This is a genomic window from Acidobacteriota bacterium, from assembly GCA_038040445.1.
GTDB lineage: Bacteria > Acidobacteriota > Blastocatellia > UBA7656 > UBA7656 > Onstottus_A > Onstottus_A frigus.
Genome location: JBBPIG010000008.1, coordinates 142,291 through 154,983, shown reverse-complemented (window position 1 = coordinate 154,983; position 12,693 = coordinate 142,291). Strand labels below are relative to the sequence as shown.

At 57.7% G+C, this 12,693-nt stretch carries 12 protein-coding genes; 7 read left to right on the top strand and 5 right to left on the bottom strand.

The window, feature by feature from the left end; all coding sequences use genetic code 11:
• Positions 1-12 precede the first annotated feature (12 nt).
• A complete protein-coding gene (locus tag AABO57_11155) occupies positions 13-1,908 on the top strand; it encodes a glycosyltransferase family 39 protein (protein ID MEK6286290.1) in 1,896 nt (631 codons plus the stop codon).
• A 76-nt stretch (positions 1,909-1,984) separates the two neighbouring features.
• On the opposite strand, the gene AABO57_11150 is transcribed toward AABO57_11155, so the two are convergent.
• From AABO57_11150 to AABO57_11130, 5 genes are all read right to left on the bottom strand, one after another.
• Entirely contained in the window at positions 1,985-2,722 is a 738-nt protein-coding gene (locus AABO57_11150) for an alpha/beta hydrolase (GenBank protein ID MEK6286289.1), read from the bottom strand.
• A gap of 27 nt (positions 2,723-2,749) precedes the next feature.
• Positions 2,750-3,499: an orotidine-5'-phosphate decarboxylase gene (pyrF, locus tag AABO57_11145; protein MEK6286288.1), complete on the bottom strand. Its 750-nt coding sequence runs from the start codon at positions 3,497-3,499 to the stop codon at positions 2,750-2,752.
• A 390-nt stretch (positions 3,500-3,889) separates the two neighbouring features.
• Positions 3,890-4,315 carry a polymer-forming cytoskeletal protein gene (locus tag AABO57_11140; protein ID MEK6286287.1) on the bottom strand — a complete coding sequence of 142 codons (426 nt, stop codon included), beginning with the start codon at positions 4,313-4,315 and terminating at the stop codon, positions 3,890-3,892.
• Between the two features lie 205 nt (positions 4,316-4,520).
• The gene (locus AABO57_11135) at positions 4,521-5,450 is read right to left on the bottom strand and encodes a dihydroorotate dehydrogenase (GenBank protein ID MEK6286286.1); all 930 of its coding nucleotides are present in this window, start codon (positions 5,448-5,450) and stop codon (positions 4,521-4,523) included.
• A gap of 53 nt (positions 5,451-5,503) precedes the next feature.
• The gene (locus AABO57_11130) at positions 5,504-6,325 is read right to left on the bottom strand and encodes a dihydroorotate dehydrogenase electron transfer subunit (GenBank protein ID MEK6286285.1); all 822 of its coding nucleotides are present in this window, start codon (positions 6,323-6,325) and stop codon (positions 5,504-5,506) included.
• A 253-nt stretch (positions 6,326-6,578) separates the two neighbouring features.
• Between AABO57_11130 and AABO57_11125 the strand changes: the two genes are divergently transcribed.
• The 6 genes from AABO57_11125 (at position 6,579) to AABO57_11100 (ending at position 12,396) form a co-directional block, all read left to right on the top strand.
• Positions 6,579-7,046 (top strand): GAF domain-containing protein, encoded by a 468-nt coding sequence (locus AABO57_11125; protein MEK6286284.1) that lies wholly within the window; start codon positions 6,579-6,581, stop codon positions 7,044-7,046.
• A 242-nt stretch (positions 7,047-7,288) separates the two neighbouring features.
• The gene (locus AABO57_11120; GenBank protein MEK6286283.1) at positions 7,289-7,861 is read left to right on the top strand and encodes an RNA polymerase sigma factor; all 573 of its coding nucleotides are present in this window, start codon (positions 7,289-7,291) and stop codon (positions 7,859-7,861) included.
• A 264-nt stretch (positions 7,862-8,125) separates the two neighbouring features.
• The gene (locus AABO57_11115) at positions 8,126-9,289 is read left to right on the top strand and encodes a hypothetical protein (protein ID MEK6286282.1); all 1,164 of its coding nucleotides are present in this window, start codon (positions 8,126-8,128) and stop codon (positions 9,287-9,289) included.
• A 42-nt stretch (positions 9,290-9,331) separates the two neighbouring features.
• The gene (locus AABO57_11110; protein MEK6286281.1) at positions 9,332-9,964 is read left to right on the top strand and encodes an HAD family hydrolase; all 633 of its coding nucleotides are present in this window, start codon (positions 9,332-9,334) and stop codon (positions 9,962-9,964) included.
• Between the two features lie 126 nt (positions 9,965-10,090).
• The gene (gene recN / locus AABO57_11105; GenBank protein ID MEK6286280.1) at positions 10,091-11,791 is read left to right on the top strand and encodes a DNA repair protein RecN; all 1,701 of its coding nucleotides are present in this window, start codon (positions 10,091-10,093) and stop codon (positions 11,789-11,791) included.
• Positions 11,792-12,018: 227 nt separating this feature from the next.
• Positions 12,019-12,396 carry a hypothetical protein gene (locus AABO57_11100; GenBank protein ID MEK6286279.1) on the top strand — a complete coding sequence of 126 codons (378 nt, stop codon included), beginning with the start codon at positions 12,019-12,021 and terminating at the stop codon, positions 12,394-12,396.
• Positions 12,397-12,693 lie beyond the last annotated feature (297 nt).

Genomic DNA, 12,693 nt, shown 5'->3' with positions numbered 1-12,693 from the left:
TCAATTCTCCCGATGATAAACGCAGGACTCGCCGATCAGCAGAATGAACTGACCGACGAGCAGGACCGCGTTACGCGCGCAACAGTTCTGAAACTGTTTGTGATCATTGCAGCGGTCGGCTTCATCTTGCGGATCTTCTATGCGGGTCATCTCTATGAGGACGACGGGCTGTGGTTCACGGTGGGAGAGGAGATGTTGCGCGGCAAGGCGCTTTATAGCGCGATCTACTTTGATAAGCCGCCGGTGCTTCCGTTCGTCTACGCGCTGCTGTTTTGGATTTTCGGCGCGCACATCCTGACTATTCGCCTGTTCACAATTGCATATTCCGTGGCGATCTCGGGAGTGCTTTACCTGTTCGGTTCGCGGCTCTACAACAAGCGTGTCGGGTTGCTTGCTGCCGCGATGTTTGCAGTGTTCAGCACCACCTACCCACATCTACAAATGCTCAGCACGGACTTCCTAATGGTGATGCCTTATTCGGCCGGGGCTTATCTCCTGGTCCGATCCGGCTTGGATGCGCGCGATGCAAATCGCAACCGATCGAGTAAAGACTGGCTAGCGCTGACAGGCGGAGCGCTGGTGGGCGTAGCTTTTCAAGTAAACCCCAAAGCAATATTCGACCTCATCTTCTTCGCCGCGGTCCTTTTCATGTCAAGAAGATGGAACTTAGCCGATTCAAAACGATCAGCAAAAACCGTAACGGCACAACCGGCCGCAAGGGCGATCGAGGCTGTCAGCAAAGAATTCGGTGGGACGCTCGCCGGATCGCGTTTGTTTGTGCTTGCTGCGGCTGGTCTCCTCGCCAGCTCGCTCCCGTTCCTGGCTTACATTGCGGCTACACGCTCGCTGTCAGCTTACTGGACGTATGTTTGGGACTGGGGCGCGCGCTACGGCAGATACTATTCCGCGGGCAAGATCGCCGTGTCTGCAATGAATAGCGGATTGAACTATCTGGCGCTCAACGACACTCTTTTGATCGGGCTTGTTTTCGTCAGCGTGACCGTGGCTCGCCAGATGCGGGATCACAGCGGTGGCACAGATGAGGCTGCAGGAGCTAGTTTCAGAGTTGTGCGCATATTCCGGGCAGACGTGCTGCTGCTTATTTGGTTCGCGGTATCGTTCGCAGGAGTGATGGTTGGCGGGCGCTTCTATGCTCACTATTTCCTCCAGACTTTGCCCAGCCTATGCCTGATAGGCGCACGGGGACTGACGGGTATCCTGTCGTCCCTGAGCACTCGGGGCAGGACCCTTCGAAGAGCTGCGATCGCACTGCTCCTCATCGGATTCATATTCACCCTCGTTAGATTTCACGGCCGCGGCGTACTACTCGCAGTTGATTGGGCGCGGGGAACCACCAGCGCGGCAAACGCGACCTGGTATCACAGTGTCCGCGATCGCGAAGAACGAATGGTGGCCGCCGTAGTGAGGGACCTTCCCGATGGCGCCGCTGCCGCGGACCACCTCGGGCTCGAAGCGATTCGTGCCGGCGGCCCGCGTACTCGCGCAGTAGACGGGCCCGCGGACTATGTTTTCGTTTGGGGGTACCGGCCTGAGATTTATTTTTGGTCGGGGCTGCTTCCGGCTTCTCAATACTTGAGCACACAGCCGCTTACGGGAGTCCCCGCTGATGTTCACTACTTCGGCGATGACTACCGTTCACTCCTTGACGAAGCAGCCACCGCCAAAGCGCGCGTTCAGCTTGCGCGCGATCTTGAAGAGACTCAGCCCAAGTACATAGTCGACGAAATCGGCTTCTTCAATGGGGATCTCGCTATTCTCAAGTATCCCGAGCTGGAAGGGGTAATGAGCGAGTACAAAGCGATCGGATCAACTGGCCGGTTTCTGATGTACGTCAGAAAAGAACTTAGAAAGAAGTATCTGTTGCGCCATTCGCCAAAACAGCCTTGAGATTTGTGTGGACCGCACTCGACTCACCTAAGCAGAAGACGGCTCGTAGTGGCAGCGTCCCGCAGACGAGAGGTAACTACTCCGCGAGTAGCTCGGCGAGGCGGACTCGATTGCCCAGCAAACATGCGTGGCCTGCACCTCTTATCACCTTCACTGTTGCGTTGGGCATTCGCGCGGCCATCGCGTGCGCTTCTTTGACGGATGGAATCAGCAGGTCTCGATCGCCGGCGATGAACAGCGCGGGCGATCGAATTTCGGAGAGGCGGTCCTCGAGATCGAGTTCAGCGATGAGATGAAGGCGCCGCGCGTAAGCTTCGCCGCTGACTGTTCGGATCGCTTTCCAGAAGATGCGTCGATCTTCGCGGCTCACTTCATCTACAAGCAAGCCCAGAGTGTTCGCCGCTCGCCGCACCGGCCAAAGCAACCGAAACGGCAAGCCTGAGGCCAGCATCGCGCCGAGCTTGATCGTGAACCGGTTCCGAAAGCGCGGAAACGAATTGATCACCACCAGCCTTTCGACCATCTGTGGATAGCGCAACGCAAAGCTGAGCGCGACGGTCCCGCCAAAAGATTCTCCCAGTATCGTCGCTTGCTTTTCTCCAAGGTCCCGGATGATCGCAGCCAGATCATCGGTCAAATCCTCATACGTGAATCGGCCGCCTTCGCGAGATCGAAACGTTACTACGCGACGGGAGCGCGTGAGCGGCGGAATCTGCTTGAAGAAGAGCTGGCCCGTACCATCCAGGCCGGCGATGTAGATTAACAGGGGGCCCGAGCCTTCGACTCGATACTGCGGCGGCGCCTGGCTTATCATTGATTGCTGGGGTTGCTGCCGAATCGGCTACTCGGCATTGATCTCTTCAAGGATTAGTTCGGCGGCGGCGCGCGGGTCGGCGCTGTCGGTGATGGCGCGTCCGACGACGATAAAGTCGGCGCCGTCGCGTATCGCGTGGGCAGGAGTTGCGATGCGCTTCTGGTCGGCCTTCGCCGACCACGCCGGACGTATGCCAGGTGTAAGTATGATGAACCGCTCTGCTGTGATGCGCTCGCGGATCAGGCGAATCTCATGTGGCGACGCGACTATGCCGTCCAATCCTGAATCCTGCGCGAGGGCGGCCAGGCGTACAACTTCGGAGCTCAAGTCCGGCGTGATCCCGACGTCGGAAAGATCGGATTTGTCCATGCTCGTGAGAACCGTTACGCCGAGCACTGCTGGCCGGGTGATCCATAGCAAGCCGCGATCGCCGACCGCGTGTGCGGCCGCGCGCATCATCTCCGACCCGCCCAGGGTGTGCACGTTTAGTATTGAGACCCCGAGCCGAGCCGCAGATTCAACCGCGCCGGCTACAGTGTTGGGTATGTCGTGAAACTTGAGGTCAAGAAACACGCGCTCTCCGGCAGTTACAATCTCGCGCACGAGCTGTGGGCCTTCGGCGGTGAAGAGCTGGCTCCCGATCTTGAACATCCCGACGGCGCCGCTCAGCCGTTCGACCAGCCGCAACGCGCTGTCGCGATCCGGCACATCCAGCGCGACGATGAGCTGGTCCTTGACGCTCGAGGGGATTGGGGTGGTTGTCGTCGCCGGTAGCATCGCTTCCTCGGAAAGGGTTAATGAGCCGCCTCGATCGTCGCTCTCTCTTGAATACTACAAATCATCATCGCCAGTTTCGAATATAGCGGCGAGAAGAACTCGATTCAAGCCGGGGCGGTAGTGTCCTAATCTTGTGTTGATATTTGCAGGTGGCCTGGGCGCACGACCCGATTACGGGCGACGGAATATTTGGACTGCGGCGGCCTTTGTGCGTTGCCGCCGCTTTTGGTTATCGCCCACGAAACGACAGAAAGCGGTGGCAACGCAAAGACGCCACCGCAGTCCAAATACGCGGTCGCTTGATAGTGTCCTGGTCGGCCAACACAAGATTAGGACACTACCGCTGTCTTTCGGAGTTCAACGCGAGGGAGAGGACTACCTTAAGATGATTTATGCGCCGCTTGCTTGCCGGCGGCCCTCAGCGTCAACATCACTCGGCCGGACTTCTTCGAGCAGACGGGCGCCGGTTTCCTGGGTCATCCTGATTGCCCCGTTGAACACCGCGCCCTCTTCGACTAGCAGCACTGGCGTAACCACGTCTCCGTGAACGCGACCGGTCCTGCGAATCTCGACTTTGGACCGCGCGACTAGGTTGCCGTGAAGCTCTCCGTGAACTACGCAAACGCCGACGTCGATTTGCGCATCGAGCCGGCCCGACTCGCCTACTATGAGAGTTCCGCTGTCGGATTTCAGCTTGCCCGTAACATTACCATCGACTTGAAGCCGATCAGCGAATGCTATGTCGCCCTTAACTTCGATCCCGCGACCTATCCATCCGAAATCTGACTCGTTGGGTTCACCTTTGACTAATTTCATTCTATCTATCCCCGTTTTATTTGCTCGCAAGAACCTCATTACTGCAATTGACTCTCTGGCGTGAGGAAGCCCCGAAGTTTAAGAAGTCGCTGTCTGCGATCTGCGATAGTACCTGCTCGCTTGTTTTAGAATCGGGGCAGACAGGTTATACGCCGAGCGGAATGCGAAGTCAAGATTTGTCGCGTACCGCTGAGTTAAGGCACCCCTATTCTAGCGAGCCGATCAGGCCTTTGATCGTTGCGATGTGGTGACTTTCGCAGTGTGCTGTAAGGCCGTCAATCACCTTCATCGTGACTGTGGGGTCATAGTAGTTGGCTGTTCCGATCTGAATCGCGGTTGCGCCGGCGATAATGAATTCAAGCGCGTCGGCGGCAGAGGCTATGCCGCCGATGCCGATTAGCGGCACGTCAACGGCTCTCGCTACTTCGTGAACCATGCGAACTGCGATCGGGCGAATAGCCGGGCCTGACAGCCCACCCGTGCCGTAGCTCAACCGCGGTTTCCGTGTGTTCACATCGATCGACATCCCTACGATTGTGTTAATCAACGAAATACAGTCTGCTCCGGCGTCGACGATCGCACGGGCCAGTATGGCGATATCAGTAACGTTTGGAGATAGCTTGACTATGAGCGGTCGAGAGGACGCCAGCTTTGCTTTCTCAGTGAGCCGCGCTGCTGCGGTGGGCGAATTGCCGATCACGATGCCGCCTTCCTTTACGTTAGGGCACGATATGTTCAGCTCATAGGCTGCGATACCGTCGCCGTCGTTCAGGATCGTGATGGCTTCGATGTATTCGTCGTCCGAATAGCCGAACACGTTTGCAATGATTCGCGTGTCGTAACGCGCAAGCAGGGGAAGCTTTTCTTCGACGAACGCGCGCGCACCGATGTTCTGAAGACCGATCGCGTTCAACATACCGCCGTGCGTTTCAACGATTCGAGGAGGCGGGTTGCCGGGCAGCGGGCGCGCTGAAAGCCCTTTGGTAGCGAAGCCGCCAAGCCTGTTCAAATCTATGAGGTCCGCGAACTCAAGCCCGTATCCGAAAGTGCCGGATGCTCCAATCACCGGGTTGTTGAAACGGATGCCAGAGATCTCGACTGCGAGCCTCGGATCGTTGTTAGTTCCGTCTGCCATGTTTGCTGTATGCTCGAAATGAGATCGCTAGTCCTGAACCCGCATCGAGATTGTTAGTGGGCGATCGGATCCACTTCCCATCTAATCGATTCAGCCGGGAATATTGAGCCGTCAGTGCAAACGCGCTTATATGAACCGTATTCGTTCGTTCCTCTTGTTTTAACGGCGACTACGCAGCCCACGCACACGCCGAAGCCGCAGCCCATGGGCGCTTCGAGCGAAACAAAGCAGCGGGCTTCAAACTGAACAGCTATCTCGGCGACTCGCTTCATCATCACCCAAGGCCCGCAGGCGTAGATCGTCGAGCGCGGGCGGCCGCTCCGGAGAAGCTCGCGTTCCAGCGCTCCGGTAACAAAGCCTTGTTCACCGAGGCTGCCGTCGTCTGTAGTGAGCGTGAGCGGAAGGCCAAGAGCACGGAAGTCTTCGAGGCCGCACCCGATGGCCGTGGGCTCGCTCCTGGCGCCGAATAGCAATTGGGTATCGACTCCAGTGCTCGCGAGTTTTTCGCACAACATGAAGACCGAGGCAGAGCCGATGCCTCCCGCGACAACGATCACCCGTTGATTGGCTCCGATTGCGTCCGGCCAGCTATTGCCGAGCGGAAGGAGCGCTTCGACCGCGCCGCCGTTTTCTACGCGCGCCAGCGCCTCGGTGCCACGCCCTAAGACCTGATACAAAAAGCTGATGCGACGCGGGCTGTGAACTCGGTAGACCGCGAGCGCGCGTCTCAGCAGAGGCTCAAGCGAAGCGTGCGGTTTCAGCATCGCAAATTGCCCGGCGCGCACCGGGACGTCCTCTTTGAGATCCAGCGTAAGAAGTCGATAGCCAGGCGCGAGCTCGCGGTTGCTATCGGCTGTAGCGATTGTTTCGATCATCACCCTGCTGCGACTCAGAGGCTGTATTCAAGAACCGGTTTTGCCAGCCAGACCGCCTGCGTTCTGTTCTCATGTGCGTTTAGGGGGCAGTCTATCAAGATGACTGCTCGAACTCAACGAAAGTGCAAACCCTGGGTGTTGTGCCGGTCAACTCTAGCGTAGCCAACTCGCAGCGTGTCTTGCGTTCGATAGTCCGGGCGTCCTATTCTGAGTGACTTAGTTAATAACCAAGGAACGGGAGTCCTGTGAATCGATGAAGACCGCTGACGAGATCGCGAGCCTTGTTGAAGTGGTGGTTAACTCCCCGGCATCGCGCGATGAAGTGCTTCAATCTACGGTAAGGATCCTCAAACAGGAGCGCGAGCATTACAACTGGGTGGGAATATACCTGATCGAAGGCGACACGCTTGTCCTGCACAACTACATTGGCAAGCCCACCGAGCATACCCACATCCCGATTGGAATCGGGGTGTGCGGCGTTGCGGTGGCCGAGGGCGCGAATCAGATTATCGGCGACGTTACCCGGCTTGATAACTATCTCGCCTGCAGCGTCGAGACGCGCTCGGAAATCGTCGTGCTTATCCGAGACGGGATAGAGATTATCGGTCAGATAGACATCGACAGCGACCTCGAAAACGCCTTTACCCAGGCGGACGAATCATTGTTGGCAAGCATCGCAGAGCTGCTTGCCCGTCGATTCCAGGCACCCTCAAGCTCCTGAGTCCAGCCTGTCCTTTGCTCATGCCCGCGCATACTATTTGGGGTGACCCCACACGATAACCACAGCTAAAGCCATTGCCAGTCAGTGCTCCGAGGATAGCCCATGGCTTAGATAAACCCGATAAACACGAGGGTTCTTCGGCGCGATGCCGACAGTGCGCAGATGGCACGTCAGTCGCTCTACCTTACTACCGACCAGCTCTAGGAGTTACGAAGTTGAGCGGACACTCGGAGGAACGACTGATGGCAAGCAACGCAATATCGATTCAATCGGACGCAGGGCTTAACGCAGCATTGGCCGGCGATGCGATGAGCGGGTTCGAAGACCTGTACCGCAAACACTACAGACGAGTCTATTCGATATGCCTGAGGATGACGGGCAACATGGCCGAGGCCGAGGATCTGACTCAAGAGGTATTCATTCAACTCCATCGGAAGATCGGTTCGTTCCGCGGAGAAGCGGCATTCACGACCTGGCTTCATCGGCTGACTGTAAACCAGGTCCTTATGCATTTTCGCAAGCGATCGGTTCGCTCGGAACTGACTACCGACGACGGCGAGATGCCCGACTCGATCGACCCCGAGACAATTAACCCCGAAGCCATGCCGATCGTCGATCGGATCGGCCTTGAGGCCGCGATCGCACAACTGCCGAACGGCTATCGCACCGTATTCGTGCTGCACGATGTTGAGGGCTACGAGCACGAGGAGATAGCCAGGTTGCTCGGATGCAGCGCCGGCACCTCGAAGTCGCAGTTGCACAAAGCCAGATTGAAGCTGCGCCGTCTTCTGCTGCAGCGCGCGCAAGCAGCGTGAATTAGAAAGCCGAGATCAGACGAAAAGGCTGCCCGCTCCAATGAGCCGGCAGCCTTTCTAGTTTGTGGCCCGATGTTCGCTCTTGAACAGGCGGAAGCGAATCCGCATTCCTACTTCCATCTCTAGCCCAGCGCTGTGTTCTAACCGAACCGACCACTAATCCATCTCGTCATAGATCAACTCAACGAACCCACAAACTCTCCGGGCCCCGCGCATCAATCTCACTTTTGTGACTTTGTGCTGTTATGTTAAATCTTTTAGTCGATGCGAATCGTTCTACAAAAATCGTTCCTGCTCGCGGTCATCCTGCTCTCAAATGCTTCAGGAGCTGCCAACGCGTCCCTCAGCAGCGCGTACGCACCTGAACTGAATCGCGGGCAACTGATAGCTGCAGCTCGGGCGGGCGGTGATTATCTTATCCGAATGCAGAGGCGCGACGGGAGCTTTCATTATTACTACGACCCAGCTCAAGACCGCTTCGAATCGCGAAGGTACAACATCGTCAGGCACGCCGGTACGGCATTGTCTCTGCTCGACCTCTACGCGGCGACGCGCGACGGTCGTTATCTCGAATCGTCGCGGCGGGCTATAACTTTCCTAAAGACCCGGCTTAAATCAGTGCGGTCCGGAGAAGCTGCCTACGTGCTGGACTACGACGGCAAAGCGAAGCTTGGAGCGAACGGGTTGGCGCTGGCCGCGCTTGCAAAGCAGATCGAGCTCGATCGAAAAACGGCGGATCGTAAGAGCGCGGCTCGCCTGGCCAATCTTATCCTTGCGATGCAACGCCGGGATGGATCCTTTGAGTCGCGCTATCGGCTTCGAACAGGCGACCCCGAAGGTATAGCATCGCTGTACTATCCGGGTGAGGCGATACTCGGGTTGATTCTTTTCTACAGATCGAATGGCGATAAGCGGCTGCTCGATTGCGCGCGGCGCGGAGCTGACTATCTGATCGAGTCGCAGCGCATGTTGGGAGCGTTGCCTCCGGATGCGTGGCTTATGCAGGCGCTTGAAGCCCTGTACAACATCGGTCGTGAAAAGAAGTACGCCGAGCACTCGATCGCTCTCGCCGAGGCGATGATCGCTGATCAGTACTCAGAAAGCGACCCGGCAGGTTATTCGGGTGGGTTTGGACCGGGCCCGCCCCGAGCGACGCCGGCCGCAGCCAGAGCTGAAGGTCTGGTCGCGGCCTACCGCGTTGCGCGCTCTACCGGCGACTCTCGCGCGGCGAAGATAGCAGGCTCGCTAAAAGCCTGCGCGTCGTTTCAGCTTGCGCAGCAGTTTAGCGTTCGCAACAGCACGTCTCTGCCAAACCCGCGGCGCGCGGCCGGTGGATTTCGTGAAGGGCTGACGTCGATGAAGATCCGCATCGATTTTGTGCAGCACAATATCTCATCGCTGGTAGGCATCGCTAAAGCGCTCTACTGAACGCGATTGCGGATTGCAGGGTGCGGAACTAAGATTCGCCCAGTGGCCCGCAATCCGCAATCCGCAATCCGCAATCCGCAATTGAATGATCCGCAATTCTCAGGCGCTATATTTCTCGACCGCGACGGCACGCTCAACGAAGACACCGGATACGTGTCGACACCCGATCAGTTGATTCTCTACCCCTGGGCCGCTGAAGCCGTGCGCGCGATCAATAGGTCCAGGCTCAAAACGATTGTCATAACCAACCAATCCGGCATCGCGCGCGGCTTGTACACGGAAGAAGCCCTGAACAAGATTCATTCGCGAATGATCGAAGAGCTTGCCGGCGACGGGGCGCGAATAGATGCGGTTTACTATTGTCCTCATCATCCCGAAGTTGGAAATGCGCGTTATCGCCTCGACTGCGAGTGCCGAAAACCTCGAACCGGTATGCTCGATGCTGCATCGCGCGAGCACAACATTGACCTCGCGCGTTCCTTTGTTATCGGAGACAAGGCCAGCGATATCAAACTTGCGGAAAACGTTTCGGCGCGCGCGGCGCTGGTGATGACAGGCTACGGTCGCGAGACCTTTGCGCATCCCGACCGCTGGCCATGTAACCCGGAGTTTGAAGCCGAGAACTTGCTGGACGCAGTTAAGCAGATCCTTGACAGCGAAGGTATGCGAAGCTAAGTTTGCGAGCGCCATCCGGCTCGAGCGCTTGTTTGGGGTGGATCTGGGCACCACTCATTGATAGAGCGAGCGGCTCTTCGCGGCGGCGGCGGGCGGCCACGAAGGGCCACCCGTACAATTTCTTCAATGCTGACATTCCTCAACATCTCTAAGATTGCGTTGATCGATGAGTTGACTGTCGAGTTCGACCGGGGCCTCAATCTGCTCACCGGCGAGACCGGGTCGGGCAAGTCCATCATCGTCGATGCCCTCGGCGTTCTCATTGGTGGACGATTCACGCCGGATTTCCTCAAATCAGGCAGCGACCGCGGGTTCATCGAGGGGTTGTTTTTAGTCGGGCGCAACCAAGAGCTCGAGGAACTGCTGCGCAATGCGGGCATTGAAGCCGATGGCGCCGACGACACCGAGATCATCATCAGGCGCGAGCTTGCGGCTAGCGGCAGAAACAAGATACTTATCAATCATCAACTCGCGACTCAGTCGCTGCTTCGCGAGCTGCGGCCATTTCTTGTCGATATACACGGGCAGGGCGATCAGCAAACGTTGTTTGACACGAACACCCACCTGGAGCTGCTCGACGCATTCGCCGGCGTGACGGCGTTGAAGGATGATGTGGCCGCTTGCTACAAACGCTGGTCTTTGGTCAAGCGTGAGCTTGAGGCGCACAGCAAGGAAGCGGCCGAGAAGCTTCAGCTAATCGACATTCTTCGATTTCAGATCGATGAACTCGAGCGAACGGGGCCGGTAGTGGGCGAGGATGAACAACTCGAAGAGGAACGGCGGCGGCTCAACAACGTCGAGAAGCTGACGACACTTTGCGCCGAGAGCTTTGGCCTCACCTATGAAGACAGCGATTCGGCTATGACGCGCATACAACAGACGGCGAGGCGAATCGAGGAGCTTGCGGGTTACGAGTCGAGCTTTCGCGAATATCTCGAAGGACTCGAGACCGCGCGCGCGCTGCTGGAGGACCTTGCTTTTTCGCTCCGCGACTTCGCCGACAAGCTGGAGTTCTCTCCGGCGCGCCTTGAAGAAATTGAGAATCGGCTTGCCGAGCTGTCTCGTTTGAAGCGCAAGTATGGCGGCTCGATCGAAAGCACGCTCGAGCACCTGGCGCGTTCTCAAGACCGCCTGCGAAAAATCGAGCAATCGGATGAACGGCAGGAGGAACTAGGGGCAGACCTCGCCGTGGCGCGCGCCGCTTACGTCTCGTGCGCTGTGAAGCTTCATAAGGAGCGCACGCGCGCGGCAAAGAAATTCGAGCGCGCCGTCGAAGGCGGGCTAGCAGAAGTAGCAATGGAGGATGCCCGCTTCCAAGTTCAGATCACAATACCCTCGGATATGGAATTGGACGGCGACGACGCCTCAGCTTCATTTACCGCAACCGGCATCGATCGAGTGGAGTTCTACTTTTCGGCCAACGTCGGCGAGACGGTTCGGCCGCTGGCGCGCGTCGCATCCGGAGGAGAAGCGTCCCGCTTGATGCTCGTGCTTAAGACGGTCGCCGGCGCTTCCGAGTTCCCTCGCACGATCGTGTTCGACGAAATCGACAGCGGCATCGGCGGGCGCGTCAGCGAGGCGGTTGGCGCCAAGCTCAAGAAGCTTTCCGAAACCAACCAGGTTTTTTGCGTTACTCATCAACCGCAGATCGCTCGATTCGCGGACTCGCATCTTCTTGTGCGCAAGGAAGCGATTGCCGGCCGGACGGAGATCAGCGCCGATAGACTCGACCGGCGCGGCCGGATAGAAGAGATTGCCCGCATGCTCACCGGCGCCGAGATCACCGAAAGCGCGCGCCGCCACGCTCGGGAAATGCTCAAGACATGATGGTCAGTCGTCAGTGGTCATTGTCATTGGCCAGTTGAGGTCGTTCAAGAGACCAATGACTAATGACGAATGACCAATGACCAATGACTATACGCTTGCAACCATCGCGCTCTGTGATAGACTAGCCCGTGCTGCGGGACGCTTCTGGTCCCCAAGGTCAAGCGGTTATCGGATGACTCACCCGAACCAGCCGGCAGGAGTAAACACTACTCGCTGTGGAGAATGAGATGGCAGACGACGATTTCAACCTGACCGAGAAAGAACGCCGCACCGATGAGGACCATAGAAGGGAAGAGCGACGGAAGCAAGACCTCGGCCCGCCGCCTGGCTCGCCCGAGCGTCGCACCGGACGCGAACGCCGGTTGTTTGATCGGCGCATTCAGGGCTCGACCACCGGCCAGCTTCTGGTAGAGGTGGGACGGTTCGCCGCCGAGAATATGGTCTGTCGTCAAAAGGGAAACAAGGCTGCCGCGCGCCGCGCGCGTAAGCACCTGTCCCAGATAATGAAGCTCGCGAAGGCCAGGCGCGCGGAAATCTCTGCCGAGATAAAAGGCCTGTCGCCAGGCGACGCGGCAACGGACGAAGGCGATGAGGCCGAAGAATAGCGTCATTGCATTGCGCGGGCAGAAGATTCAGGCCTGGTGAGGGCACTTCCGCATGCACGGGAACGGTGCTGATGACATAGTCGAAAGTCATTCCCGACGAACCCGCGGGGTATTGCGCAGATAGTCGCGAGGATTACAGTCGCACTCGAGCCGATAGTGCATCGGTGCTACGATTAAGCTTTTTGGCTATCGCAAATTCTCCACGCTCCGCTGCCAGTTAGGGGCGCACTTCACTTAGGAAAAGGAGCACTCCATCTGTCACAAAGACATGGACGCGGGCACCATATCCATTTTTTC